At 65.2% G+C, this 25,432-nt stretch carries 22 protein-coding genes; 13 read left to right on the plus strand and 9 right to left on the minus strand.

Annotated features, from left to right (window positions below; all coding sequences use genetic code 11):
• The first annotated feature begins 369 nt into the window (after window positions 1–369).
• Window positions 370–1,455 carry a porin gene (locus tag ACWYRN_RS22990; protein ID WP_488690123.1) on the plus strand — a complete coding sequence of 362 codons (1,086 nt, stop codon included), beginning with the start codon at window positions 370–372 and terminating at the stop codon, window positions 1,453–1,455.
• Between the two features lie 251 nt (window positions 1,456–1,706).
• Here the strand turns inward: ACWYRN_RS22990 and ACWYRN_RS22995 are convergent, their stop codons facing one another.
• Together ACWYRN_RS22995 and ACWYRN_RS23000 are read right to left on the minus strand one after the other, a co-directional pair.
• Entirely contained in the window at window positions 1,707–3,356 is a 1,650-nt protein-coding gene (locus ACWYRN_RS22995) for a long-chain fatty acid--CoA ligase (protein WP_488690124.1), read from the minus strand.
• Between the two features lie 45 nt (window positions 3,357–3,401).
• The gene (locus tag ACWYRN_RS23000; protein WP_488690125.1) at window positions 3,402–4,619 is read right to left on the minus strand and encodes an acyl-CoA dehydrogenase family protein; all 1,218 of its coding nucleotides are present in this window, start codon (window positions 4,617–4,619) and stop codon (window positions 3,402–3,404) included.
• A gap of 219 nt (window positions 4,620–4,838) precedes the next feature.
• On the opposite strand from ACWYRN_RS23000, the gene ACWYRN_RS23005 reads away from it, so the two are divergent.
• Both ACWYRN_RS23005 and ACWYRN_RS23010 read left to right on the plus strand, forming a co-directional pair.
• The gene (locus ACWYRN_RS23005; RefSeq protein ID WP_488690127.1) at window positions 4,839–5,285 is read left to right on the plus strand and encodes a PaaI family thioesterase; all 447 of its coding nucleotides are present in this window, start codon (window positions 4,839–4,841) and stop codon (window positions 5,283–5,285) included.
• Window positions 5,286–5,412: 127 nt separating this feature from the next.
• The gene (locus ACWYRN_RS23010; RefSeq protein WP_488690129.1) at window positions 5,413–6,630 is read left to right on the plus strand and encodes a YeeE/YedE family protein; all 1,218 of its coding nucleotides are present in this window, start codon (window positions 5,413–5,415) and stop codon (window positions 6,628–6,630) included.
• Here ACWYRN_RS23010 and ACWYRN_RS23015 read toward each other — a convergent pair.
• A complete protein-coding gene (locus tag ACWYRN_RS23015) occupies window positions 6,611–7,438 on the minus strand; it encodes a hypothetical protein (RefSeq protein WP_488690131.1) in 828 nt (275 codons plus the stop codon). The two genes, ACWYRN_RS23010 and ACWYRN_RS23015, sit on opposite strands and share 20 nt — an antisense overlap.
• Before the next feature lie 89 nt (window positions 7,439–7,527).
• Between ACWYRN_RS23015 and ACWYRN_RS23020 the strand changes: the two genes are divergently transcribed.
• On the plus strand, window positions 7,528–9,723 hold the full coding sequence (locus ACWYRN_RS23020; RefSeq protein WP_488690133.1) for a TonB-dependent receptor plug domain-containing protein: 2,196 nt from the start codon (window positions 7,528–7,530) through the stop codon (window positions 9,721–9,723).
• A gap of 13 nt (window positions 9,724–9,736) precedes the next feature.
• Here ACWYRN_RS23020 and ACWYRN_RS23025 read toward each other — a convergent pair whose 3' ends face one another.
• Window positions 9,737–10,555: an IclR family transcriptional regulator gene (locus ACWYRN_RS23025; protein ID WP_488690135.1), complete on the minus strand. Its 819-nt coding sequence runs from the start codon at window positions 10,553–10,555 to the stop codon at window positions 9,737–9,739.
• Between the two features lie 541 nt (window positions 10,556–11,096).
• Between ACWYRN_RS23025 and ACWYRN_RS23030 the strand changes: the two genes are divergently transcribed.
• From ACWYRN_RS23030 to ACWYRN_RS23060, 7 genes are all read left to right on the plus strand, one after another.
• Entirely contained in the window at window positions 11,097–12,527 is a 1,431-nt protein-coding gene (locus ACWYRN_RS23030; RefSeq protein WP_488692872.1) for an aldehyde dehydrogenase family protein, read from the plus strand.
• Between the two features lie 56 nt (window positions 12,528–12,583).
• Window positions 12,584–13,702, plus strand: a complete 1,119-nt coding sequence (locus ACWYRN_RS23035) for a zinc-binding dehydrogenase (RefSeq protein WP_488690137.1) — start codon at window positions 12,584–12,586, stop codon at window positions 13,700–13,702.
• 105 nt (window positions 13,703–13,807) lie between these two features.
• Window positions 13,808–14,671, plus strand: a complete 864-nt coding sequence (locus tag ACWYRN_RS23040) for a branched-chain amino acid ABC transporter permease (RefSeq protein ID WP_488690139.1) — start codon at window positions 13,808–13,810, stop codon at window positions 14,669–14,671.
• Window positions 14,671–15,696, plus strand: a complete 1,026-nt coding sequence (locus tag ACWYRN_RS23045) for a branched-chain amino acid ABC transporter permease (RefSeq protein ID WP_488690141.1) — start codon at window positions 14,671–14,673, stop codon at window positions 15,694–15,696. Before ACWYRN_RS23040 ends, ACWYRN_RS23045 begins: the two co-directional genes overlap by 1 nt.
• Complete coding sequence (locus ACWYRN_RS23050; RefSeq protein ID WP_229439717.1) at window positions 15,689–16,447, plus strand: ABC transporter ATP-binding protein; 759 nt, start codon at window positions 15,689–15,691, stop codon at window positions 16,445–16,447. The genes ACWYRN_RS23045 and ACWYRN_RS23050 overlap by 8 nt, the downstream gene beginning before the upstream one ends.
• Window positions 16,440–17,147: an ABC transporter ATP-binding protein gene (locus ACWYRN_RS23055; RefSeq protein WP_229439716.1), complete on the plus strand. Its 708-nt coding sequence runs from the start codon at window positions 16,440–16,442 to the stop codon at window positions 17,145–17,147. Before ACWYRN_RS23050 ends, ACWYRN_RS23055 begins: the two co-directional genes overlap by 8 nt.
• Before the next feature lie 99 nt (window positions 17,148–17,246).
• Complete coding sequence (locus ACWYRN_RS23060) at window positions 17,247–18,428, plus strand: ABC transporter substrate-binding protein (RefSeq protein ID WP_488690142.1); 1,182 nt, start codon at window positions 17,247–17,249, stop codon at window positions 18,426–18,428.
• Window positions 18,429–18,521: 93 nt separating this feature from the next.
• Here ACWYRN_RS23060 and ACWYRN_RS23065 read toward each other — a convergent pair whose 3' ends face one another.
• Window positions 18,522–18,956 (minus strand): PACE efflux transporter, encoded by a 435-nt coding sequence (locus ACWYRN_RS23065; RefSeq protein ID WP_488690143.1) that lies wholly within the window; start codon window positions 18,954–18,956, stop codon window positions 18,522–18,524.
• A gap of 173 nt (window positions 18,957–19,129) precedes the next feature.
• Here ACWYRN_RS23065 and ACWYRN_RS23070 point away from each other — a divergent pair, with 173 nt between their 5' ends.
• Window positions 19,130–20,023 carry a LysR family transcriptional regulator gene (locus ACWYRN_RS23070; RefSeq protein ID WP_488690144.1) on the plus strand — a complete coding sequence of 298 codons (894 nt, stop codon included), beginning with the start codon at window positions 19,130–19,132 and terminating at the stop codon, window positions 20,021–20,023.
• 188 nt (window positions 20,024–20,211) lie between these two features.
• Window positions 20,212–20,745 carry a Cif family virulence factor gene (locus tag ACWYRN_RS23075; RefSeq protein ID WP_488690145.1) on the plus strand — a complete coding sequence of 178 codons (534 nt, stop codon included), beginning with the start codon at window positions 20,212–20,214 and terminating at the stop codon, window positions 20,743–20,745.
• A gap of 66 nt (window positions 20,746–20,811) precedes the next feature.
• On the opposite strand, the gene ACWYRN_RS23080 is transcribed toward ACWYRN_RS23075, so the two are convergent.
• The 4 genes from ACWYRN_RS23080 to ACWYRN_RS23095 all read right to left on the minus strand — a co-directional run bounded on the left by ACWYRN_RS23080 (window position 20,812) and on the right by ACWYRN_RS23095 (window position 25,390).
• Window positions 20,812–21,933: an acyl-CoA dehydrogenase family protein gene (locus tag ACWYRN_RS23080; protein WP_488690146.1), complete on the minus strand. Its 1,122-nt coding sequence runs from the start codon at window positions 21,931–21,933 to the stop codon at window positions 20,812–20,814.
• A 14-nt stretch (window positions 21,934–21,947) separates the two neighbouring features.
• Window positions 21,948–23,132: an acyl-CoA dehydrogenase family protein gene (locus ACWYRN_RS23085; protein WP_488690147.1), complete on the minus strand. Its 1,185-nt coding sequence runs from the start codon at window positions 23,130–23,132 to the stop codon at window positions 21,948–21,950.
• Between the two features lie 21 nt (window positions 23,133–23,153).
• Entirely contained in the window at window positions 23,154–23,918 is a 765-nt protein-coding gene (locus tag ACWYRN_RS23090) for an SDR family NAD(P)-dependent oxidoreductase (RefSeq protein WP_488690148.1), read from the minus strand.
• A gap of 236 nt (window positions 23,919–24,154) precedes the next feature.
• Window positions 24,155–25,390 carry a TetR/AcrR family transcriptional regulator gene (locus ACWYRN_RS23095; protein WP_488690149.1) on the minus strand — a complete coding sequence of 412 codons (1,236 nt, stop codon included), beginning with the start codon at window positions 25,388–25,390 and terminating at the stop codon, window positions 24,155–24,157.
• Window positions 25,391–25,432 lie beyond the last annotated feature (42 nt).

Consider the following 25,432-nt stretch of genomic DNA (forward strand, 5'->3'; position numbering starts at 1 on the left):
ATAAAACAACATTCGCCGCCCAGCAATGTTCGTGAGCTCGTCTAATAATTTCAGCGAGGAAATTATGTGATGCATCGCGCTGTGCAAATTCACACAATGACCGTGCAGTTCCGCACAGCAGAACAATTTGCACCGTTTAAGCGCGTTTCTGGATGGCTTATTTCAGTCGTGTGGACCGGGTGAGACAAAACCGGACACGCAGACCCGGGTTTACTGCCGACCTACTAATAGTTGTTGACAGTGTTGACACATGAAAATAGAGTTTCACTATAGACGGCTGAGTTCCACCAAGAGAAACCGTGCCGCTATGCAACTTCAGTGCGATTGGCCTCGCCGGGGTCAAGCATGAATAAAAAGGAGACAGCTTCAGTGAAAAAGCACATCATCGCGTTGGCCGCCCTCTGCGCCTGCATGTCCGCCGCATCCGCGCAAACCAGCGTGACGATCTACGGTATCGTCGACGCAGGCATCACCCATGTGAACAATGATGGCCCGAACGGCGGCCGCACCACTGTCGAAGCCGGCCAGATGGCCGTGTCGCGCTGGGGCTTCAAGGGCGTGGAAGACCTGGGCGGCGGCCTGAAGGCCCGCTTCGGCCTGGAAGGCACCCTGCTCAACGACACCGGCGCCGCCGGCGTCGGCACCGGCAACCCGTCGGTCACCAGCCTGTTCGACCGTGAAGCCACCGTCGGCCTGACCGGCAACTTCGGTTCGATCGACTTCGGCCGCCAGAACATCCTGGGCGTGCTGTCGGTCGGCATGGCCGACCCGATGGGCCTGGCCTTCGCCGCCACCAGCCCGAACGTGCTGTTCTCGGCAATGAACCACGCCGGCGTGTACGGCGCCTACGGCGCCAACGGCGGCGGCACCGCGCTGCGCCAGAATAACTCGGTGCGCTACGTTTCGCCATCGTGGAGCGGCTTCGGCTTTGCGCTGATGCGCGGCTTCGGCGAACAGCCGGGCGACTCGCAGCGCAGCTCCTACCAGGGCGTGTCGGCCTTCTACAACGCGGGCGCCCTGAACGTCGCCGGCGCCTTTGCGCGCATGAAGAACGCCACCAATACCGACCTGCTGAAGTCGCACGCGATCGGCGTCAAGTACACCCTGCCGCGCGTCGTGCTGAAGAGCACTTACTCGGAAAACGAGCTGGAAAGCACGAACCGCAAGATCGCCGTGTTCGGCGCCGGCGTCGACGTGCCGGTGGCACCGAACATCACCCTGACCGGCGCCTTCTACAACACCAAGCGTTCGGGCGACCTGAGCGACGATTCGCAGCAGTACATCGCCATCGCCCGCTACGCGCTGAGCAAGCGCAGCACCGTGTACGCGTCGTACGGCCACGCCGCAACCGACACCGTCGTCACCGCGACCCAGATCAACCTGGCGCAAGGCGTGGTGTCGGTCGGCAGCGATTCGGCGAACCGCGTGACCGTGGGCGTCATGCACGCGTTCTAAGCTGCGGCAGGAACGACAAAGCCGGCAGGGTTTGCGCCCTGCCGGCTTTTTTCTTTTTCTATTCGTGTCTTGTCAGTGTGCGCGATGCGGGCGTGCGTTGGACGCGTGGGCGGCGCATACGGCGCGTATGTTCGGCCGCCCGGGTGGAGCCGACCACCCTACGGTCAAGTCGATGCGCCGTAGGGTGGTCGGCTCTGCCGTGCAAGGGGAGCCGATGCGCCGTTCGCGCCGCCCACGCGTTCAGCGGGCACCTACAGCCCGCGCCACTGCACCTTGCCGGTCGCCGACTTCGGCAGGCTGTCGCGGAACTCGACGATGCGCGGGCTTTTATAGGCGGCCATGTTGGCATGCGACCAGTCGATGATGTCCTGCTCGCTCACCGTGCCGGCAAAGCCGTCCTTCAGCGCCACCACCGCCTTCACCGTCTCGCCGCGGCGCGCATCGTTCGCGGCCACCACGCACACTTCGCGGATCGCCGGGTGCCGGTACATCAGGGTCTCGACCTCGGCCGGCCAGACCTTGTAGCCGGAAGCGTTGATCATGCGCTTCAGGCGGTCGACCATGAAGAAGTAGCCGTCCTCGTCGACCCGTCCCAGGTCGCCGGTGCGCAGGAAACGCTTGCCGTCGATCTCGACGAAGGTATCCGCGGTCGCTCCCGGATTGTTCCAGTAGCCCTGCATCACCTGCGGCCCGTGCACGACGATCTCGCCGACCTCGCCCACGCCCAGTTCCCCCATCGTCTCCGGGTCGACCACGCGCGCATCGACGTCGCAGATCGGGATGCCCAGGCACTGCTTCTTGGGGCGGTCGTTCGGGTTGATGTGGGTCGGCGCGATGGTCTCGGACATGCCGTAGCCCTCGATGTAGCGGATACCCATCAGCTCCTGCATGCGCTGGGCGATCGCGTCCGGCATCGCCGCCCCGCCGCCACTCAGGCGCCGGATGCTCGACAGATCGTATTCCATCACGCGCGGGCTGGACAGCAGGTCGACCACCATGGTCGAGATCAGCTGGGTCGCGTTCACGCGGTAGCGGCGGATGCATTCGGCCGCGGTGTCGCGGTCCCAGCGCGCCAGCACCACCACGGTGCCGCCACAGAAGATCGAGCCGTTCATCCCGCCCTGCATGCCGGTCACGTGGAAGAAGGGCAGCACGCACAGCGCCACCGAATCCTGCTGGGCGCCGAACCACTGCACGCCGGCCACCGTGTTGTACATCACGCTGCTGTGGGTGTGCATGCAGCCCTTCGGGTGGCCGGTGGTGCCCGAGGTATACGGCATGCAGGCCAGGTCGTCCGGGCCGGCGGTGACCGGGCCGGGAACACAGCCGCGCGCCAGCATGTCGCTCCACAGAGTCACCCCGGGCCCGGCGATGTGGCGGCGCGGCGCGGCCACGAAGTCTGGCACCTTGAGGTCGGTCTCGTGGTCGATGTAGTCCGAATAGGTGGCCACCAGCACGTGCTGCAGGCCGGGCTCGCCGGCTGCGGCCACCAGCGGTTCGACCTGGGCATACAGGTCCTGCGGCGCGAAGATGGTGGTGGCGCCGGTGTCGCTTACGTAATGGCGCAATTCTTCGGTCAGGTTCATGGGATTGACCGGCACCACCACTGCGTTGGCCCGCAGGATGGCGTAGTAGGCCAGCATGAACTGCGGACTGTTCTGCATGTAGAGCAGCACGCGGTCGCCCTGGCGCACGCCGCATTCCTGCTCCAGGTAGCCGGCGATCTGCTCGACCTCGAGCTTGAAATCGCGGTAGCTGAGCGGCGTGTCGTAGAAGATCGAGAAGGTCTTGTCCGGGTAACGGGTGGCCGACACTTCCAGGTTGTAGAACAGATTCGTCTGCGGCACGGTCAGGCGCCGCGGCAGGCCCGTCGGCCAGAATTCGAGATGGCGCTCCGACATCGGCAGCCTCCTGTGTGGATGAACCGTAGGGATGAACGGTAAGGGTTAACGATACTGCGCCAGTTCCAGCTTGGCGATGGCATTGCGGTGCACTTCGTCCGGGCCGTCGGCCAGGCGCAGCGAGCGCGCATTCGCATAGGCCTGGGCCAGGCCGAAGTCCTGGCTCACGCCGCCGCCGCCGTGGGCCTGGATCGCCCAGTCGATCACGGTGCAGGCCATGTTCGGCGCGATCACCTTGATCATCGCGATCTCGCGCGCGGCCGCCTTGTTGCCGACCTTGTCCATCATTTCGGCCGCGTTCAGCACCATCAGGCGTGCGCTGTCGATCAGGATGCGCGACTCGGCGATGCGCTCGCGCCAGACGCCCTGGTCGGCCACCTTGCGCCCGAACGCCACCCGCTCCAGCGTGCGGCGGCACATGGCTTCGAGCGCCATCTCGGCGCGCCCGATCAGGCGCATGCAATGGTGGATGCGGCCTGGTCCCAGGCGGCCCTGGGCGATCTCGAAGCCGCGGCCTTCGCCGAGGAGGATGTTTTCGAGCGGCACGCGCACGTTCTCGAACAGCACTTCGGCGTGGCCGTGCGGCGCGTCGTCGTAGCCGAACACGTACATGTCGCGCACGATGGTGACGCCCGGCGTGTCGGCCGGGACCACGATCATCGATTGCTGGCGGTGGCGCTCCGGATTGTCCGGATCGGTCTTGCCCATGAAAATCATCACCTTGCAGCGCGGGTCGGCCGCGCCCGAGGTGAACCATTTGCGGCCGTTGATCACGTATTGGTCGCCGTCGCGCACGATGCTGGCGGTGATGTTGGTCGCGTCCGACGAGGCCACGTCCGGCTCGGTCATGGCAAAGGCCGAGCGGATCTCGCCGGCCAGCAGCGGCGCCAGCCAGCGGTCCTGGATCGCTGGGGACGCGTAGCGCACTAGGGTTTCCATGTTGCCGGTGTCGGGCGCCGAGCAGTTGAAGACCTCGGAGGCGATCGGCACCCGGCCCATCAGCTCGCACAGGGGCGCGTAGTCGAGATTGGTGAGGCCGGCGCCGTGGCCGGATTCGGGCAGGAACAGATTCCACAGGCCCGCCTGTTTCGCTTTCGCCTTCAGGCGCTCGATGGTGGGCGGGACGATGAAGGCGTTGCCCGCCTTGCGTGCGGAATCGACCTCGTGCTTGTAGGCTTTTTGCGCGGGGACGATCTCGGTGTCGATGAACTGCTTGACGCGGCGCTGCAGCTCGAGCGCGCGTTCGGAAAACTGGAAAGCCATATGTCTCCTGTTTGTATTGATAGTACCGCAGAGTAAAACCGGGTTTTACTGCAGCCGAGTGTAGCAGCGCGAAATGGGGAAGACAATGCGCGAACCGCAGAGCGAAATGGTATTTTCGACACAGCGTATTGCAGGGTTGACACCATGTCGCCTGTGTTTTACTGTGCAGAATCGAGATGCCGCTAATAGAACGGCGCACAAGGCTTAAACATGACATCAATGGACATTGGCACGGACGTGCCGGCAGGCTTCGAACGCCTGAAACGCGGCGGCCCTTACATGGCCAACCTCGGCGACTTGTATTGCAGCCGCGAGAACGGCGCCATCATCATCGGCATGCGCATTACCGAGAACCACACCAACATGCGCGGCATCGCCCATGGCGGCATGCTGGCCAGCCTCGCCGATTCGGCGCTCGGCCTGGGCCTGACCATGCATTGCGAGGGACGCCAGTCCTTCGTCACCGTGAACCTCAGCACCGACTTCATCGATGCGGCCCGCCCGGGCGACTGGGTTGAGGCCCACGTCGACATCCAGAAGCTGGGCGCACGCGTGGCGTTTGCGAACTGCTACCTGCAGGTGGAATCGAAACGCATCCTGCGCGCCAGCGGCGTGTTCGCGGTGATGAATGCGCTCACGCCCGAGCAGCTGGCCAAGGGTTACTGAGCGCTCCGATAGCGCTCCGTTAGCGCTCAGAGACGCGGGCCAGGCCGCGCCGAAACCTGGCGACCTCCAGCACGAAAAGGCAAAAAGCGCGAAAATAGCGGGTTACGTCATTACGCTATTTCACGCCATGTCCAATTCAGCATCCTTGTCCGCAGCGCCGCGGATCGGCATCAACCCGAAGCCGCTTGCGGTGTCGCTCTTCCTTATCCTGGTCGGCGCCCTGTACCTGATGCAGGTGGTCGATGCGCGCCAGGCCGCGCTGTATGTGGTCGGCGCACTGCTCGGCGTCGCGCTGTACCACGCCGCCTTCGGCTTCACCTCGGCCTGGCGCGTCTTCATCGCCGACGGCCGCGGCGCCGGCCTGCGCGCGCAGATGATCATGCTCGCCGTCGGCGTCGCGTTGTTCTTCCCGGCCCTGGCCACCGGCACGCTGTTCGGCACCCCGGTCTCCGGCCTGGTGTCGCCGGCCGGCACCTCGGTGGTGGTGGGCGCCTTTATCTTCGGCATCGGCATGCAGCTCGGCGGCGGCTGTGCTTCGGGCACGCTGTACACCGTGGGCGGCGGCAGCACGCGCATGCTAGTCACGCTGCTGTTCTTCATCATCGGCTCGGTGATCGCCACCGCGCACATGCCCTACTGGACCTCGCTGCCGCAACTGAAACCGGTCTCGCTGGTCACGGAGCTCGGCCTGTTCCCGGCCCTGCTGCTGAACTTTGCCGTGTTCGCGGCGATTGCCGGCATCACCGTGGTCGTCGAGAAGCGCCGCCACGGCCGCCTGGTCAATCCGAGCACGCCGACGGCGCGCCGCGCCTCGTGGGTCTACGGCCCCTGGCCGCTGGTGGCCGGCGCCATTGCCCTGGTGGTGCTGAACTTCGCCACGCTGGCCCTGGCCGGCCGCCCCTGGGGCGTGACCTCGGCCTTTGCGCTGTGGGGCGCCAAGGCCGCAAGCGCCATCGGCATCGACGTCGCCAGCTGGACCTACTGGTCGACGAAAGCGAACGCCGCCGCGCTGGCCGCGCCGCTCTCGAAAGACGTGACCACGGTGATGGACATCGGCATCGTGCTCGGCGCGATGCTGGCCGCCGCCCTGGCCGGCCGCTACGCACCGGTGTGGCGCCTGCCGCTGCGCTCGCTGATCGCCGCCGTGGTGGGCGGCCTGATGCTCGGCTACGGCGCGCGCCTGGCCTACGGCTGCAACATCGGCGCCTACTTCAGCGGCATCATCTCGGGCAGCCTGCACGGCTGGCTGTGGCTGGTATTCGCGTTTGCCGGGAATGTGCTCGGTACCCGCCTGCGCCCGCTGTTCGGCCTCGAAGTCGAGCGCATCAAGGCGAGCGGCTGCTGAGCAAACGCAGCGCCAGCACCCAGCCGATGACCGGCGAGGCGCCGTAGCCGATCACCGGAATCGGGTAGTTGCCGAACAGGCCGGCCAGCACCAGGCCGGCCCAGAAGCCCGCAAGCGCATAGCCGGCGCCGCGCTTGCCGGCTACATGGGCCGTCAGCAGGAAAGGCAGCGGCAGCAGCGCGAGCAGGATGGCCGCCGCGGCGCCCAGCAAACACGCAGCCGCCCAGGTGTGCGCGACGATTTCCTCGACATAGGGCACCGGCGCCAGGCTGTCGGGGCGGGCCCAGCCCCAGGCCGCCAGGCACCAGGCCAGCACGCACAGCGGCAGCAGCATCTTCCAGTGCTTGCGTTCACCCAGCAGCAGGCCGCTCAGGCCCAGCGCAAAGGCCAGGCTCGCCGCGCCATCGTTCCCCAATCCGAAGCAGAGCAGCGTGGCGCCGGCCAGCACGGCGCAGGGCGCGCTGCCGGGAGCGCGTGCCAGCGCCAGCAGCAGAAACCCACCGAACAGGCTGGCCGGATGCAGCAGTACCGGCCCGATGCGCAGCCAGCGCCGCGCGCCGTCGATCTCGACCCCGGCGAACAGCACCGCAGCCGCAAGCAGCAGCAGCGTGGCCATCGTCCAGCGCGCATCGAAGGCGTTGATCAGGCTTGCGACGCGCCCCGGCGCAGCGATCAGCGCTGCCAGCACGAAGGCGCCCGCCTGGATCGCGATGATGCCGTTCGGCGCGCCGGCCACACGCAGCGACAGCAGGCTGACCACGGCGGTGGCCAGCGCCAGCAGCGGGACGACATACGCGGGCAGTCGCATCGAATCTTCTCCTTTTGGTTAAATAAACGTAACGCTTTGCGGCTGAACTCGGCGACAATAACGCACCCTTGCATTCCTGTCACCGCCTCATGCTTCGTCCATCGCTCGTCCTGCTCTGCCTCGCAACCCAGCCAGCCCTGGCCCAGACTGTCGCCAGCCCTGCCATCGATCCCGCCGACGCCCAAGCGGTGCGCAAGGAGGACGCCAAGCCTGCCGAGACAATGCAGCGCGTCGAAGTCCGCGGCGCGAACACCTATGATGCGCGGCGCGACGACACCGCCAGCCGCATCGTGGTCTCGAGCGAGGAAATCCAGCGCTACGGCGACACCTCGGTGCTCGACGTCTTCAAGCGCCTGCCGGGCATCACCGTCAGCGGCGCCTCGGGGCGCGGCGGCGAAATCCGCATGCGCGGCCTGGGCAGCGGCTACACCCAGATCCTGCTCAATGGCGAGCGCGCGCCGGCCGGCTTTTCGATCGACCAGCTCTCGCCCGACGTCATCGAGCGCATCGAGATCCTGCCGGCGGCCAGCGCCGAGTTCTCGACCCAGTCGATCGCCGGCACCATCAACATCGTCCTCAAGAAGACGGTGAAAAAGGCGCAGCGCGAACTGAAGCTCGGCGCCGGCAAGAGTGCGGACACCACCAACCCGAACGCCAGCCTGCAGTTGTCGGACCGGGCCGGCAAGCTGTCGTACTCGCTGGGCGCGAATGCCACGGCCTACGACTTCGACCGCGCCTCTCCGGTCGAGGAGTCGCAGATCACACCCGCAGGCGACACTATCATGCTGCGCCGCACCGCCCAGCAAGACCGCGGCCGCTCGAAAAACCTGAACCTGGCGCCACGCCTGAACTGGACCGGCGAGAACGGCGACACCCTCACCTCGCAGAACATCTTCAACTACAACCACAACAGCTTCCACGGCGACGGCGTGACCAGCACCCTGCTCGGCCGCCCGCCGCTGTACGACCTGCGCGACACCAACAACCGCGCGAACAACGCCTTCCTGCGCTCGGACCTGAACTGGACCCACGCCCTGGCGAGCGGGGCCAAGCTGGATGTGAAGGTCGGCGTGAGCGGCATGCGCAACCGCGGCACCTGGCGCGAGTTCGACTATGCCGGCGGCCCGCTGGCGCGCGAATCCACGGTCTGGAGCAAGACCTCGGAGCGCGGCATCACCTCGACCGGCAAGTACGCCACCACCTGGCGCAGCGGCCACGCCTTGTCGGCCGGCTGGGATGGCGGCCTCACGCGGCGCAACGACGCGCGCGTCGAGGACGAAGGCTTCCCCCTGAGCGGACGCGCTGCCTTTGCCGACGAGCGCTACCGGGCACGGATCGAGCGCCTGGCGCTGTTCGTGCAGGACGAATGGAGCATTACGCCGCGCTGGTCGATGTACGCCGGCCTGCGCTGGGAAGGCCTGGAGACGACCAGCGAAGGCAATACCTTCGACGATACGCGCAACCGCAGCAGCGTCTGGAGCCCGCTGGCGCAGACCCTGTACAAACTGCCCGACAGCCGCGACCAGGTACGCCTGGCCCTGACCCGCACCTACAAGGCGCCGCCGGCCAGCAGCCTGATCCCGCGCCGCTTCACCACGCCGAACAACAGCCAGACCGATCCCGACTACCGCGGCAGTCCGGATCTGAAGCCGGAACTGGCCACCGGCATCGACGCCTCGTACGAGCACTACTGGGGCGAGAAGGCTTTACTGTCCGCGAGCGTTTCGGTGCGCCGCATCCAGGACTACACGCGCCAGGGCCTGGTGGTCGAGAACGGGCGCTGGATCCAGACGCCGCTCAACGACGGCGATGCGCTCACGCGCAGCCTGGAGCTGGAAGCGAAGTTCCCGCTGTCGTCGCTGCGCCAGGATGTGCCGGACGTGGACTTGCGCGCCAGCGTCGCGCGCAACTGGTCGCGCGTGGACGCCGTGCCAGGCCCGGACAACCGCCTCGACCAGCAGACGCCCTTCTCCGCCACCCTTGGCATCGACTGGCGCGCCCGCGGCGGCAAGCTCAGCGCCGGCTCCAGCTTCGCCTTCAAGAGCGGCGGCCCGGTGCGCATCAACTTCGAGCAGTTCGGCTACCAGAGCGTGCGGCGCGACCTCGACATGTATGCGCTCTACAAATTCAACCCGCAATACCAGCTGCGCGTGGCGCTGTCGAACCTGCTCGCGCAGGACTACATCGGCGATTCACGCTATGTGGACGAGAACGGCACGCTGCGCCGCACCAGCATCTACCCCGGCCGCACGATGGCGCGCGTGACGCTCGAAACCCGCTTCTGAACAGCTCCGGCTGTCAGGACTCGAGCCGCGAGGCGATCTCGATCAGGCGCGGGCGCACTTCGTCGAGCAGGAATTCCTTCGACACGCTCGACGACGGCCCGCCGCAGTTCACCGACATCAGCTGGCTGCCGCCGATCGGGAAAAAGCCGACCGCGATGCCGTTCACGTCCTTCTGCCATTCGCCGAACGAGGTGGCGCAGCCGTACTGGGCGTAGTCGCGCAGGCCCTTGTCCAGGCCCTCCTTCATGGCGGTGAACGCCAGTTCGTCGAGTTCCAGGCAGCGGCTGAGGATATCCTTGCGCTCCTGCTCGGAGGCCTTGACCAGGTAGGCGCGGCCGATGGCCGATGCCGCCAGCGGCATGCGCGAGCCGACCTGCAGCGACAGCGACAGCGCCGCCGTGCTGCGGCAGACTTCCACGTAGATCATCGACAGCCGGTCGCGCATGGCGATCGAGACCGTGGTACCGGAGAAGTCCGCCAGTTCCTGCAGCATCGGCCGCGCCAGCTGGCGGATGTCGAGCCGGGCCAGCATTGCGCTGCCCAGGCCCAGGGTGGCGGTGCCGAGCATATAGCGCCCGCCGCTTTCCTGGGTCAGGTAGCCGAGCTTCGTGAGGGTGTAGGTGAAGCGCGTGACGGTGGACTTCGGCAGGCCGCAGCGCTCGGCGATCTGCTGGTTGGTCAGGCCCTTGTCGGCCGATCGGAAGCAGGCCAATACCTCGAGCCCGCGCGCGAGGGCCGTGATGTAGTAGCGGTCCTCGTTGTTCTTCGCTGCGTCCAGGCTCTCGGCCTGTTCGGCGTCGTCGGCGTTGCGGTGCGATTCGCTCAGTTGCATGGCTTACCCTAGGTGTGAAAACGGTGATCCGACGATTTCTTTTGTGATGATGGCGAAGGCTCTATGCGAGAGGCATTCCGCGTGGCAAACTGGACTGGTTTGTTCGTTCACGAAACGCGAAGTCGCGTTCCTGGCGTTCGGTTTCGTAGGGTGGGCTCTTGAGCCCACGCGATGCAGCGCTTATTCAATCGAGTTGTCATTTGACCCAGTCAAATAGAACAGACTTTGCGGCAGATCACATGGTGAGACTGCGTGGGCTCAAGAGCCTGCGCGGCCCGGCCCACCCTACGAAAACCAAACCATCTACGACTCCGCGGTATTGATGAACAAATCGTTGCTACCGTTGCAAAAGTATCGTATCCTTTTTTTGTTCCATTTTACATCGCTTTGTTTCACCTAGCAAAACAAATGATCTGAATACCCATGAGCTCCCCGGAGCTCGCGCACAGGAGTCAGAAGCATGGCATTAGCTCAGGTTCAGTCGAGCACGAACGATACGAACGGCCTCGCGGCCGAGCCCTCCTCCTCATCCCGCGACGCATTGCGCGTCCACGAACACCTTTTCATCAACGGCCGCTGGGTCGCACCGCGCGGCCATGGCAGCATCGACGTCATCCAGTCCTCGAACGAACGCGTCATCGGCCGCATCCCGGAAGGCATCGATGCCGACGCCGGCGCCGCGGTGGCCGCGGCGCGCGCCGCCTTCGAGCGCTGGAGCCTCACCACCCCGCAGGAACGCGGCGCCTATCTCGACAAGATCGCCGCCGGCCTGCGCGCGCGCGCCGACGAACTGGCGGACCTGATCGCGCGCGAAGTCGGCATGCCGCTGAAGCTGGCCGGCATGATCCAGGTCGGCTCGCCGCTCGCCACCTTCGCCGGTTACGCGAAGATGGTCACCGAGTTCGAATGGGAACACACGGTCGGCCATTCGCGTGTGCTGCGCGAACCGGTCGGCGTAGTCGCCTGCATCACGCCCTGGAACTACCCGCTGCACCAGATCGCCGCCAAGGTCGGCGCCGCGCTGGCGGCCGGCTGCACCGTGGTGCTCAAGCCTTCCGAAATCGCGCCGCTGAACGCCTTCGTGCTGGCCGAAGTCATTGAGCAGGCCGGCCTGCCCGCCGGCGTCTTCAACCTGGTGAGCGGCTACGGCCCCGGCATCGGCGAAGCGCTGGTGCGCCATCCCGACGTCGACATGGTCTCGTTCACCGGTTCCACCCGCGCCGGGCGCCGCATCTCGGAAGTAGCCGCCGGCACCATCAAGCGCGTGACGCTGGAACTCGGCGGCAAATCGGCCTCCGTGGTACTGGACGATGCGGACCTGGCCGCCGCCGTGAAAGGCACGCTGAACGCCTGCTTCCTGAACAGCGGCCAGACCTGCTCGGCGCACACCCGCATGCTGGTGCCGGAGGCGCGCTATGAAGAAGCGGCGCGTCTGGCGGTCGAGGGCGCAAAAACCTTTACCGTGGGCGACCCCTTGCTGCCGGGCGCGCGCCTCGGCCCACTGGTCTCCGAAGCCCAGCGCGACCGCGTGCGCGGCTACATCCGCGCCGGCCTGGAAGACGGCGCCGAACTGCTGTGCGGCGGCGCCGATGCGCCGGCCGGCCTCGACACCGGCTGGTACGTGCAGCCCACCGTGTTCGGCCACGTGCACCCGGACAGCACCATCGCCCAGGAAGAAATCTTCGGCCCGGTCCTGGCTATCATCACCTACCGCAGCGAAGACGAAGCCGTGCGCATCGCGAATGGCACGCCGTACGGGCTGGGCGGCGCGGTGTGGGCCAACAGCGACGAGCGCGCGATTGCCGTGGCGCGGCGCCTGCGCACCGGCCAGGTCGACATCAACGGCGGCGGCTTCAATGGCCAGGCCCCGTTCGGCGGCTACAAGCAGTCGGGCAATGGCCGCGAGCTGGGCCGCTACGGCCTGGACGAATTCCTCGAATACAAATCGCTGCAATGCCGCGTGCCGAGGTAAACGCAACAAAGTAAGCGCAACAAAGTAAGCGCAACAAGATAAAGGAGACACACGCAATGACGGAACCGAAGTACCAGCGCGCAAAAGCGGTCGTGTGCCGCACCACCGGCGAACCGGTGGTGGTGGAAGAGATCGACGTCGAGTACCCGCGCCGCGGCGAGGTGATGATCAAGATGGCCGCCTGCGGCATCTGCCACAGCGATTTGTCGGCCACCAACGGCACCATCCCGATGCCCGCCCCGCTCGTGCTCGGCCACGAAGGCGCGGGCGTGGTCGTGCATGTGGGCGAAGGCGTGACCGAATACGCGGTCGGCGACCATGTGCTCAGCAGTTTTGTGAGCATGTGCGGCAAGTGCCGCTGGTGCCAGACCGGCCGCCCGCAACTGTGCGACCAGGCCGCCAAGGCCGCGATCTCGCTGCCCGACGGCACGGTGCGCACGCGCGGCCTCGATGGCCAGCCGATCAACATCTTCTCCGGCTGCGGCGTGATGGCCGAATACGCCACCCTGCACGTCGATAACGTGGTCAAGATCGCCCAGGACGTCGCGCTGGACCGCGCCTGCCTGGTCGGCTGCGGCGTGATGACCGGCATCGGCGCCGCCGTCAACACCGCCAAGGTGGAACCGGGTTCGGTTGCCGTGGTCTTCGGCTGCGGCGGCGTGGGCCTGAACGCGATCCAGGGCTGCCGCATCGCCGGCGCCGCCACCATCGTCGCGGTCGACATGTCCGACGCCAAGCTGGAAATGGCCAAGGAATTCGGCGCCACCCACACCATCAACGCCGCCACGCCGGACCTGGTGAAAGCCGTGAAGAAGCTCACCGGCGGCGGCGCCGACTACGCCTTCGAGTGCGTCGGCAAGGGCGAGATCGTGGCCCAGGCCTACGGCGTGCTGGCCAAGGGCGGGGTGGCGGTGGCCGTGGGCGTGGCCTCGCAAAAGGACAGCACCACGGTGCGCACCGCCAGCCTGACCTTTGAAGAGAAAACCCTCACCGGCAGCTACTTCGGCTCCGCCCGCCCGCGCCAGGACTTCCCGCGCCTCCTGGCCCTGTACCGCGAAAAGCGCCTGAAACTCGACGAACTCATTACCCGCCGCTACCGCATCGAAGAAGCGCCGCAGGCATTTGCCGACCTGGCCGAAGGCCGCAACGCACGAGGGGTCATCATGTTCGAGTAATCCGCTTCCGTCATCAGCTTACAACAAGCACGGCATCCAAAAGCAGTACGGCACACAAAAATGCGCGCCCCAAGAGGCGCACATAGAAAATCATGGAGACACATTTTGGAGCTTTTCCTGCAACAGGTCCTCAACGGACTCACCCTGGGCGGCGTGTACAGCCTCGTCGCGCTCGGGCTCACGCTGGTGTACGGCATCCTGCACGTACCCAATTTCGCGCACGGCGCCTTCTACATGTCCGGCGCCTACGCCGCCTTCTTCATCATCGATAAGCTCGGCCTGAACTACTGGTGGGGCATGCTCGGCGCCGCCGTCACGGTGGCCCTGATCTCGGTGGTGTCGGAACGCCTGGTGTTCCACCCGCTGCGTAAAGCGCCTTACCTGCACCACATGATCGCCTCGATCGGCATCCTGCTGTTCCTGGAAGCGGGCGCCCAGGCCATCTGGGGCGCGGACTTCCACCGCATGGCCACGCCGTACAACCAGATCCTCACCTTCGGCGGCCTGACCATGCCGGCCCAGCGCCTCCTGATCATCGGCGCCGCCTTCCTGCTGGTCGTGCTGCTGCAGCTGTTCCTGAAAAAGACGGTGACCGGCGCGACGATTGTCGCCATGGCCCAGAACCGCGAAGGCGCGGCCCTGGTCGGCATCGACGCCAACCGCGTGGCGATGCTCACCTTTGCCATTGCCGGCGCGCTGGCCGGCATGGCCGCCGTGCTGTACGCACCGATCAACCTGGTCTACACCTCGATGGGCCACCTGGTCATCACCAAGGCCTTTGTCATCATCGTGCTGGGCGGGATGGGCAGCGTGCCCGGGGCGATTATCGGCGGACTGATCATCGGCTTTGCCGAAGCCTTTGGCGCCTTCTACATCTCGACCGACTACAAGGACATCATCGCCTTTGCCCTGCTGGTGCTGATCCTGTCGCTGCGTCCGCAAGGCCTGTTCGCGAAGGGAGCCCACTGATGAAGCTCTTTAACCCTGTCACCGGATGGCTGGTGCTGCTGGCGCTGGCCATCGCTTTCCCCTTCCTTGCCGATAACGACTACCACCTCACCGTGATGTCGACCGCCTTCATCTACGCCATCGCTACCATCGGCCTGAACCTGATCACGGGTTACACCGGCCAGTACAACCTGGCGCACAGCGGCTTCATGGCCGTGGGCGCCTACACGGTCGGCATCCTGACGGTGGACTACGGCATGTCGTTCTGGCTGTCGTTCGCGCTGTCCGGCTTCGTCGCCGCCTTCCTCGGCTTCTTCGTCGGCATCGTGTCGCTGCGCCTGAAGACCCACTTCTTCTCGATCTTCACGCTCTGCGTGGGCTACATCATGTTCCTCGTGATCGAGAAGTGGGAAAGCCTGACCCACGGCACGGTGGGCATCATGGGCATCCCGGCGCCGGAAAACATCGGCCCGCTCGACTTCTCCGAGCCGCGCACCCAGTACTACATGGTGCTGTTCTTCCTGGCTGCGAGCGTGTGGGTCATGCACCGCATCGTGCACTCGCTGCTGGGCCGCACCTTCATGGCGATCCGCAACGGCGATGACCTGGCCCAGGCCCTGGGCATCAACCTGATGCGCAACAAGCTGCTCGCCTTCATGCTGTCGGTGTTCTTCTCGGGCCTGGCCGGCGGCCTGTACGCCGGCTACGTGCGCTTCCTCGGCCCGGCCGTGGCCAGCGTCGAGCACACCTTCGACATGACGATGTACATGCTGATCGGCGGCATCGGCACCCTGCTCGGACCCCTGCTCGGCGCGATCTCGATGCCGTGGCTGACCCAGTACCTGCAGGTGCTGCAGGAATACCGCTTCGTGGTATTCGGGCCGGTGCTGGTCCTGCTCGTCATCTTCCTGCCGTACGGGATCGTCGGCACTTACCTGAACCGCCAGCGCAGGAAGGCCGCCATGCGCGCACCCGCGGCGCCGGCACCATCGGCTGCATCGTCCTCGTCGACGCCGGCACCGAAGCAAGGAGCAACGCATGCTTAAGATCGAACACCTGACCAAGCGCTTCGGCGGCCTGTGCGCCGTGAACGACGTCAGCGCCTCGTGCGAAGCCGGCACCATCAACGCCATCATCGGCCCGAACGGCGCCGGCAAGACCACCTTCTTCAACCTGATCAGCGGAGCGATCGCCCCGACCTCGGGCAAGGTGATCTTCAAGGGCGAAGACGTGACCGGCCTGCGCGCCGACGAGGTGGCGCGGCGCGGCATGGCGCGCACCTTCCAGACCACGACCCTGTTCGACACGGCCACGGTGCTCGATAACCTGATCGTCGGCCACCGCCTGCGCACCGGCTCGACCCTGATCGACGCCGTGCTCGGCACGCGCCGCATGAAGGAAGAAGAACGCCGCTGCCGCGAAAAGGCGCGCGCCGCGCTCGACTTCGTGGGCCTGTCCCACATCGAGGCGCGCATCGCCGGCGACATCTCGCAAGAGGAGCGCAAGCGCGTGGCCTTTGCCCTGGCCCTGTCCACCGACCCCAGCCTGCTGCTGCTGGACGAACCGGCCGGCGGCGTGAACCCGGAAGAAACCGAGGGCCTGGCGCGCCTGATCCGCAAGATGGCCGACAGCGGCCTGACGATCTGCCTGATCGAACACAAGATGGACATGATCATGAATCTGGCCGACAAGATCCTGGTGCTGAACTACGGCGAGCGCATCGCCGAAGGCACGCCCGCCGAAATCCGCGCGAATCCGGTCGTGATCGAAGCCTACCTGGGGAGCGAACATGCTTAAACTCGACAAGGTCAACCTGTCCTACGGGAGCTTTCGCGCACTGCACGATGTGACCCTGCACGCGAACGAGGGCGAACTGGTGGTGCTGCTCGGCTCGAACGGCGCCGGCAAAAGCTCGATTTTTCTGACCATGAGCGGCTTGAACAAGGCCTCGTCGGGTTCGATCCACTTCGGCTCGCAGAACCTGGTGGGCCGCAAGCCCTCACAGATCGTGGCCGATGGCCTGATCCACTGCCCCGAAGGGCGCAAGCTCTTCCCCGGCATGTCGGTGCTGAAGAACCTGACGCTCGGCGCCTACGTGCACCGCGGCGACAGCAAAGGCACCCAGCGCACGCTGGACGAGGTGTTCGAGCTGTTCCCGATCCTCCACGAAAAGAAGGACATGCCGGCCGGTTCGCTCAGCGGCGGCCAGCAGCAGATGGTGGCGATCGGCCGCGCCCTGATGGGCCGCCCGAAAGCGCTGCTGCTCGACGAACCCTCGCTCGGCCTGGCGCCGCTGGTGGTGAAGCAGATGTTCGAGGTCATCGCGCGCATCAACAAGGCTGGCACCACGGTGCTGCTGGCCGAGCAGAACGCGTATGCGGCGCTGAACATCGCCAGCCGCGCCTACGTCATCGAGCAGGGCCGCATCGTGCTCGAAGGCGGGCGCGAGGAGCTGCTGAACAATGAGCAGGTCCGGCGTGCCTATATTGGCGCCTAGATTCTGGCGCCTGGCTTCGCAGTGCTTGACGAACACGACGGATTCGACAGAGTATTGACACGTAGCACCCACAACAAGCAAAACCAAGGAGACACCACCATGAAGTTGCAAGCCAAGTTCACCCGCCGCACCCTCCTCGCCGCCGCAGCCGCCAGCCTGGCCCTGGCCGGCGGCGCCGCGCACGCCCAGGAAGTCATCAAGATCGGTTTCTCCGGTCCGCTGAGCGGCGGCGCTGCCCTGTACGGCAAGAACGTCCTGTCGGGCATGGAAATGGCCGCGGCCGAGATCAACGCCAAGCCGCTGGAAATCGGCGGCAAGCGCTACAAGGTCGAGATCGTTGCGCTCGACGACAAGTACAACCCGGCTGAAACCGGCATCAACGTCCAGCGCCTGGTCCAGCAGCACAAGACCGCCGCCGTGCTGGTGCCGCACTCGGGCGGCGTGTTCGCGGTCCAGGCCTTTAACGAAAAATCGAAGGTGCTGCTGCTGGCCTACACCAGCCTGCCGCAGGTGACGGACCGCGGCAACAAGCTGACCATCCGCATCCCGCCCGACTTCACCGGCTACATCATGCCGTTCACCAAGGCCATGATGGCCAAGCACGGCAAGAACGTGGCCATGGTGCAGGCCGACCACGACTACGCGAAAGCCTGGTCGGCAGCCTTCAAGCCGGTATGGGAAGCGCAAGGCGGCAAGGTCGTGGCCGAGAACCCGATGTCGTACAACAAGGCGACCGACTTCTACAGCGGCGTGAGCCGCGCGATGCAGGCGAAACCGGACGTCATGTTCATCGGCGGCGCCTCCGAGCCGACCGCGCTGGTCGCCAAGCAGGCGCGCGAGCTGGGCTTCAAGGGCGGCTTCATCATCCTCGACCAGGCCAAGATCGACGAGATGGCCAAGGTGGTCGGCGGCATCGCCCCGCTGGAAGGCTCGATCGGCGTGATGCCGCTGGCGAACGACGACCGTCCTGAAGCGGTGGCCTTCACCCAGCGTTATCGCAAGCTCAATCCGGGCAAGGACCCGAGCACCGAGATCAGCCTGAACTACTCGACCGTGCATGCGACCGTGGCCGCCATGAAGCTGGCCGGCACCACGACCGACGCCGAGAAGATCCGCGCGCAGATGGAAAAGGCGTACACCTCGCTGCCGGCGATGTACAACCCGAACGATATCGATGGGCTGGACAGCAAGGGCGGCACCATCGCCAACGTGATCCTGGGCACCGTCGAGGGCGGCAAGGTCAAGGGGCAGTTCCTGCGCGCGCTGAACGCCGGGAAGTAAGCACGATCGACACGGCCCGTGGGGCTGTGTCGGCATGCAAAGCCGTTACCGTGGCCGGTAGCGGCTTTTTTTTAACCGGCAATCCTGGCGTCTTCAGGCGCCTTGCGGCCGTACCGGCGCGGGGACGGGAAACACCCAGTCATACACGATGTTGAACAGGAATCCGTACACGAGGTAGAACGTGACGATGGCCAGGTCCATCAGCAATGCGGCCCACAGGCCGATGCCCAGGTACCAGGCGATCATCGGAATCAGCATGACGACCAGTCCCGCCTCGAATAGGAAAGTATGGGCCACGCGGATCGCCATCGTCTTTTGCACGCTGCCGCGCAGATACAGCATGGCGCGGTCGAACCCCATGTTGAACACGAAATTCCAGACGGTGGCAATGGTTGCCGAGACAATGCCGATGACACCCATGTGATTCATCGGCTGGTCGAAGACGGCGGCGGAACCGGGGATGAAGATGGCCAGGGCCACGGCTTCGAACATGAGCGCGTGTCGCACGCGGTCGCGGAAGGTACGCATAGCTGTTTCTCTTTCTGCCAGCCGCCATGAAAAGCAGTCGGTGACGGCTGTTTGTTACGATCACGAACAGGCTGGTGTGGCGCTATCCGGATAGTCGATTGATATAGCCGAGCATCATCGCATATTCAATAAATGTATGCATAGACACAAAATCGGTGCATCATGCTCCATATATGAAACACACGAATTGGGATGACCTGCGGCTGCTCCTGCTCATTGCGCAAGAAGGCACCTTGCGCGGCGCGGCCAGGAAAGCAGGACTGAGCGCGCCGACCCTGTCGCGCCGGCTCGACGAACTCGAAGAAGCGCTCGGGCAAAAGGTCGTCGAGCGCTTCCAGGGTGGTTGCATTCCGACTGCCTTCGGCGCCGAGATCATCGCCTGGGCCGGCCAGATGGGCGAGATCGCGCTGGAAATCGAGCGCACGCGCGATCACCAGGATGCGCACGCGGCGTCGGGCACCGTGCGCATCAATACCGACGAGTGGCTGTCCTACTTCCTGACGACCCGCTTCGCGCGCTTCCACGACGCCTATCCGAACGTCGAGGTGGAGATCGTGACTTCGCACCGGCCGTACAGCCTGGCGCGGCGCGAAGCCGACATCGCGATCCGGCCTTACCGCCCCGAACAGCTCGACCTCGTCGCGCGCCAGCTCGGCACGCTGTCCTTTGGCCTGTACTGCAACCGCGAGGTCGCAACGCGCCATGCGGCAGCCATCGCGAAACAGGAGTGGGCGGGCCTGCCCTTCGTGGGCTTCGACGAGCCGCGTGCCGAGTTCCAGTCCGACCGCTGGCTGCGCGCCCTGCCCGGCGCGCCGGCGCCGTGGATGCGCTGCAGCTATGGACTCGGCATTCTCGACGGCGTGATGCATGGCGCCGGCCTTGGCGTGCTGGCGACCTTCCTCGCCAGTGACCAGCAAGACCTGGTCGCCGCGATGCCCCGTATTCCCGAACTCGACCAGGATATCTGGCTGTCGATGCACAGCGGCCTGCGTGCGAGCGCGCGCATCAGGGCGGTGGTGGATTTCGTGGGAGAGGTATTCAGCGCGTACCGCGAGACCGGCCGCTGAAACGACTGCCTGTCAACAAAGACGACGGTATCGGCGAGCCGGTGGTCTCGCTGTTACCAGGTGATGAAGGTCCAACGACCTTGCTGCCTATTGCAGACCTCAACAATCGGGCGTATCTTTGCATATTAAACTGGCAATTCCAACACTCTCGCCACCCGCTGGAACGATCCCATCACGCAGAGAATATAATGCAAAAACTCTTCGCAGCAATGCTCATGCTTGGCGGACTAACCGTCGTTCCCGATGATGCGCTCGCCCAACCTGCGGACAGCAAGGCACAAATCGAGCAGGTGATTGAAAGCTTCCGTATGGCCATCATCAACAAGGACGAGGAAGCATTTCTGAAGCTGTTCTTGAAAGAGGATATCACCTGGGCCGGTGTCACCACCGATGCGAGTATCGAAAGGCTATACGCAAACCGGCCCAAACCAGAAATGAAGCGGCCGTCCAAGACCTTCAACAGTAGTCCACGCCGATTTATCAGCTCTCTCGTCAAGGCCAAGGTCAATGTTGCCGAAACGATCTCGAACGTACGCATCGACAGCGACGGCGAAGTCGGCCAGGTATGGTTCGATTACACCTTCGTCTATGGCAGCTACAAGGAGAACTGGGGCAAGGAAAGCTGGCAAATGGTGCGCACTGCCGACGGCTGGAAGATCGCGGCGGTGGTGTGGTCGCAGGAACTGAACCCGACACCGCCGCCTGCTACCGAGACTCCGTAAAGTTTTGACGCACAGATCCGGCTTCCCGGATAGGGCAGCGGCAATCCTGCCGCTGCCACTCGTGGTTCAATAAGCGCTCAGGCTCGCCCAGCGGTCTGCATGGAAGCGCGCATCGCCCAGCAGTTCCTCGACCACGCGCGCGCGCTTCATGAAGAAGCCGATCTCGAACTCGTCGGTCATGCCGATCCCGCCGTGCATCTGCACGCCTTCCTGCACCGCCAGGGTGGCCGTGGTGCCGGCTCGCGCCTTGGCGGCCGACACCAGCGCAGCCGCATGTGGCGCACCTTCGTCGAGCGCTTGCTGCGCACCCAGCACCAGCGCCCGCGTAATCTCGATGTCGGTATAGAGCATGGAGGCGCGGTGCTGCAGCGCCTGGAACTCGCCGATGATCTGGCCGAACTGGCGGCGCTCCTTCAGGTAGCCGACGGTCCGCTCGAAGGCTTCCTCGGCAATGCCCAGCAGCTCGGCGGCCAGCGCGGTGCGGCCGATATCGAGCACGCCGTCCAGCAGTGCCGCGCCCTGCCCCGGCTCGCCGATGACTGCATCGCTGCCCACGCGCACGCCATCGAACACGATGCGCGCCGCGTTATGGGCATCGACCATGATGCTGCGCTCGCGCCGCACACCCTGCGCCGCCCCGTCGACCAGGAACAGCGTGACGCCATCCCCGGTGCGCGCGGACACGATCATCTGGTCGGCCACATGGCCGTCGACCACGAACACCTTCTCGCCGCGCAAAACATAGCCGTCGCCATCCTGCTCGGCGCGCAGCGCGACCTTTTCAGGCCGGTGCTTGACCGACTCGTCGACCGCCAGCGCCACCAGCATCTGGCCGCCGGCAAGCGCCGGCAGGCAGCGTTCTTTTTGCGCCGTGCTGCCATGCCGCGCCAACAGCGACGCACCCAGCACCGCTGTCGAGAAGAACGGCACCGCCGTCAAATTGCGGCCGATCGCTTCCATGATCGCGCCGGCTTCCACCATGCCCAATCCGAGCCCGCCGAATTCTTCCGGCACCAGCACGCCGGTGAAACCCATCTCTGCAAAACTGGCCCACGTCTCGCGCGAAAAGCCGTCGTCGTTGCGGGTGTCGCGCAGCGAGCGCAGTTGCGCCACCGGGGCGCGTTCCTTCATGAACTGCAGCGCGCTTTCGCGCAGCATGTCCTGTTCCTGGTTCAGTACCAATGCCATGTTGTGCTCCGTTGTTATGCGCCCGGCAGGCCGAGGATGCGTTTCGAGATGACGTTCAGTTGCACTTCGCTGGTGCCGCCCTCGATGGAATTCGCTTTGGCGCGCAGCCATTCGCGCGCGACTTCGCCACCGTGACTGCGCTCGCCCTCCCACTCCAGCGTCGTGCTGCCGCCGGCTGCCATCAGGAGTTCGTAGCGCCGCTTGTTGAGCTCCGCACCGTAGTACTTCAGCACTGACGAAAACGCCGGATGCACCTTGCCCTGGCGCGCCAGGTCGCCGCTGCGTTCCAGCAGCAGGCGGAAAGCCACCTCGTCGATCTCGAAACGGGCGATGTCGGTGCGCAGCACCGGTTCGTCCAGCTTGCCGCATTCGTCCAGCCCAATCGATTGCGATGCGAACTGCCCCAGCTTCGGCGGCTGCGCCACTTCGCCCATCGCGCCGATCATGTCGCGCTCGTGGGTCAGCAAATACTTGGCAATCGTCCAGCCGCCATTCAGCTCGCCGACCAGGTTGCGCTTTTCCACGCGTACGTCATCAAAAAAGGTTTCGCAGAACGGCGACTTGCCCGAGATGAGGGTGATCGGCCGCGTCGACACGCCTGGCGTGGCCATGTCGAACAGGACGAAGCTGATGCCGGTATGCTTGCTGGCCGTCGGGTCGGTACGCACCAGGCAAAAGATCCAGTCGGCCTTGTCGGCATACGAGGTCCAGACCTTCTGGCCGTTGACGACGAAGTGGTCGCCACGGTCTTCGGCGCGGGTCTGCAGCGAAGCGAGGTCGGAGCCGGCGTTCGGTTCCGAATAGCCCTGGCACCAGCGGATCTCGCCGCGCGCGATCGGCGGCAGATGTTCGCGCTTCTGCTCTTCGCTGCCGTACTTCAGCAGCGCCGGTCCGAGCATCCAGATGCCGAAGCTTTGCAGCGGCACGCGGCAGCCGAGCGAATTCATCTCCTGGCGCAGCACCTTGGCCTGCTCGCGCGAGAGGCCGCCGCCGCCATATTCCACCGGCCACTCGGGCACGGTCCAGCCTTTGGCGGCCATGCGTTCGAGCCAGGTGCGCTGGGCCTCGGACTTGAACGCCATCTTGCGGCCGCCCCAGGTGATTTCGTCGTCGCCGGCCATGGGCAGGCGCATCTCGGGCGGGCAGTATGCTTCGAGCCAGGCGCGGACTTCCTGGCGGAAGGCTAAGAGTTCATCCATGCGTTTCTCCTCAGTTCGTCCTTAGATCGTCACGCCGCCATCGACCACGATGTTCTGGCCGGTGACGAAGCTGCCTGCGCGCGAGGCCAGGTAGATGGCGGTGCCGGCGATTTCGTCGGGGTCGCCGATGCGGCGCAGCGGGGCGCGTTCGTTGACTTCCTTCAGGCGTGCCGGGTCTTCCCACAGGGCGCGGGCGAAGTCGGTCTTGATCAGGCCCGGGGCGATGCAGTTGACGCGCACGTTGTGCGGGCCGAATTCGACGGCCAGGTTGCGTGCCAGCTGCATGTCGGCCGCTTTCGAGACGTTGTAGGCGCCGATGACGGGCGAGCCGCGCAGGCCGCCGATCGAGGAGACGATGATGATGGCGCCGTCCTTGCGGGCGATCATCTGCGGCGCGACCATGTTGATCAGCCAGTGGTTGGCGAGAACGTTGTTCTCGAGGATCTTGCGGAACTGGTCGTCGGCGATGCCGGCCATTGGGCCGTAATACGGGTTCGAGGCGGCGTTGCAGACCAGGATGTCGACCTGGCCGAAGGTGCTATTCGTCTCGTCGACCAGGCGCTGCAGGTCTTCCTTGGACGAGATGTTGGCCGGAATGGCGATGGCGCGGCCTTCGCCGTGGGCTGCGTTGATCTCGGCGACAACTTCAGCGCAGGCGGCTTCCTTGCGCGATGAAACGACTACCTTGGCTCCCTGCTCGGCCATCCGCACCGCGATCGCACGGCCGATGCCGCGCGAGGAACCGGTGATGATGGCGACTTTACCGCTCAGGTCGAACAGTGACATGTGTCTCCTCCATGGTTTGTGTTTTTGTAGGGTGGTCGGCTTCGCCGCCCACGCGTTCAAATCACGTCCGAATAATGGCGACGCGATTTGCAAGCAGTGGTTGAACGCGTGGACGGGTAACCCGTCCACCCTACGTTATCGCGGTCTGCCTAACTGTGCAATACCTCTTTTACGAAAAATGCAAATCCCATCCTGCGCGCATGGGATGGATGCGATACCGAACTCACTAAAACCGTTCAGGACTCCGACAGCAAGCCCTCGAATAAGGGCCGCACGAACAGCTCCAACGCATTCTCGCCATTTACGTCTTCCACCCAGCGATCCAGCAGTACAGAAGCATTCACCATCCCACTCACCAGCGCCCCGGCGATCGCCTGGTCCAGCGGCCGGATCGACCCGTCCTGCATGCCTTCCACCAGCATGCTCACGAACCGCTGGTCTAGCTGCGCGGTGGCAGTGAGCTTGGCCTCGCGGATATCGTCCGGCAGTTCGCTCCACGCCGAAGTACGTAGCAGCGGCCCGTGCTCCGAGAAGTGATAGCGCACCAGCGCGCGCGACACGGCGCACAGCTTGTCCCAGCCCGAGCCGCCGCTGGCCATGGCCACGCGCTGCATCTCGCGGATCACCGTGAACTTGCGTTCGAAGCAGGCGGCGATCAGGTCTTCCTTGTTCGGGTTGTGGTGGTAGAAGGCGCCCTTGGTCACGTTCAGGCGCGCGGAGATGCGTTCGACCGAGGCCCCGCGGTACCCCTGCTCGTTGATCAGCGCCGTGGCCGCGCGCAGAAATGCGTCTTGCGCGCTGTCCCCGGCCATCGGCGGCGCCGTCAGGGCCGTGTCCAGCGCGCCGAGGCGCCACGCCGATTTGCCGGAACGGATACCGCCAATCAGGATGCCGCCCATGCGCTCGGCGGCGATGCCGAAATCCTCAGGGTCGTAGCGGCCGCTCCATGACATCGTCCAGAGCGTCAGCGTCAGCAGCAGGTGGGTGCGCGCATTCAGCGACAGCCGTTTGGCCGGCTTGATGGGGCCGAGCAGCAGCAGGCGGCGGCAGCTGCGGAACATCTCGATGTAGGCGGCGAACACGACCTCGCTGTGCGGGCTGCCCAGCACGTGCACGTCGCGGAAGGTCATCATTTCGCTGGCCCCGCCAGTGGCGGTTTCGGCCAGGCGCGCCAGGAACAGGCGCACGAAGCTGCGCACCCGCCCTTCCGGCGCGGGTTCTTCGGCGGCCTGGGCGATGATGCCGCTTACCGTCTCGATCGAGCGCAGCAGGCAGGCGACGACCAGGTCTTCCTTCTTCTTGTAGTAGTAGGTGATGCTGTTGGTGCTCAGGCCGACGGCTGTGGCCACGTCCGACAGCGTGGCGCCCTTCATGCCGCGCGCATTGAACAGCCGCGCCGCCACGTGCAGGATGGCCTCGCGCTTTTGCATATAGCGCTGCGTCATGCGGCTGGCGTTGACGGGTTCTTCCATGGCGGCACCGGGACAGTTGAGCAGCACGCATTATAGCGTGGC

Source organism: Massilia sp. BAP21 (assembly GCF_057801335.1).

Excerpts from the sequence above, each read along its gene's own strand:
- ACWYRN_RS22995 (WP_488690124.1), bottom strand. The coding sequence starts at position 3,356 with ATGTCGGAGCGCCATCTCGAATTCTGGCCGACGGGCCTGCCGCGGCGC.
- ACWYRN_RS23045 (WP_488690141.1), top strand. The coding sequence starts at position 14,671 with ATGAAGCTCTTTAACCCTGTCACCGGATGGCTGGTGCTGCTGGCGCTG.
- ACWYRN_RS23080 (WP_488690146.1), bottom strand. The coding sequence starts at position 21,933 with ATGGCATTGGTACTGAACCAGGAACAGGACATGCTGCGCGAAAGCGCG.
- ACWYRN_RS23060 (WP_488690142.1), top strand. The coding sequence starts at position 17,247 with ATGAAGTTGCAAGCCAAGTTCACCCGCCGCACCCTCCTCGCCGCCGCA.
- ACWYRN_RS23095 (WP_488690149.1), bottom strand. The coding sequence starts at position 25,390 with ATGGAAGAACCCGTCAACGCCAGCCGCATGACGCAGCGCTATATGCAA.
- ACWYRN_RS23085 (WP_488690147.1), bottom strand. The coding sequence starts at position 23,132 with ATGGATGAACTCTTAGCCTTCCGCCAGGAAGTCCGCGCCTGGCTCGAA.
- ACWYRN_RS23035 (WP_488690137.1), top strand. The coding sequence starts at position 12,584 with ATGACGGAACCGAAGTACCAGCGCGCAAAAGCGGTCGTGTGCCGCACC.
- ACWYRN_RS23020 (WP_488690133.1), top strand. The coding sequence starts at position 7,528 with ATGCTTCGTCCATCGCTCGTCCTGCTCTGCCTCGCAACCCAGCCAGCC.
- ACWYRN_RS23000 (WP_488690125.1), bottom strand. The coding sequence starts at position 4,619 with ATGGCTTTCCAGTTTTCCGAACGCGCGCTCGAGCTGCAGCGCCGCGTC.
- ACWYRN_RS23005 (WP_488690127.1), top strand. The coding sequence starts at position 4,839 with ATGGACATTGGCACGGACGTGCCGGCAGGCTTCGAACGCCTGAAACGC.
- ACWYRN_RS23055 (WP_229439716.1), top strand. The coding sequence starts at position 16,440 with ATGCTTAAACTCGACAAGGTCAACCTGTCCTACGGGAGCTTTCGCGCA.
- ACWYRN_RS23050 (WP_229439717.1), top strand. The coding sequence starts at position 15,689 with ATGCTTAAGATCGAACACCTGACCAAGCGCTTCGGCGGCCTGTGCGCC.
- ACWYRN_RS23015 (WP_488690131.1), bottom strand. The coding sequence starts at position 7,438 with ATGCGACTGCCCGCGTATGTCGTCCCGCTGCTGGCGCTGGCCACCGCC.
- ACWYRN_RS23070 (WP_488690144.1), top strand. The coding sequence starts at position 19,130 with ATGAAACACACGAATTGGGATGACCTGCGGCTGCTCCTGCTCATTGCG.
- ACWYRN_RS23010 (WP_488690129.1), top strand. The coding sequence starts at position 5,413 with ATGTCCAATTCAGCATCCTTGTCCGCAGCGCCGCGGATCGGCATCAAC.
- ACWYRN_RS23075 (WP_488690145.1), top strand. The coding sequence starts at position 20,212 with ATGCAAAAACTCTTCGCAGCAATGCTCATGCTTGGCGGACTAACCGTC.
- ACWYRN_RS23025 (WP_488690135.1), bottom strand. The coding sequence starts at position 10,555 with ATGCAACTGAGCGAATCGCACCGCAACGCCGACGACGCCGAACAGGCC.
- ACWYRN_RS23090 (WP_488690148.1), bottom strand. The coding sequence starts at position 23,918 with ATGTCACTGTTCGACCTGAGCGGTAAAGTCGCCATCATCACCGGTTCC.
- ACWYRN_RS23065 (WP_488690143.1), bottom strand. The coding sequence starts at position 18,956 with ATGCGTACCTTCCGCGACCGCGTGCGACACGCGCTCATGTTCGAAGCC.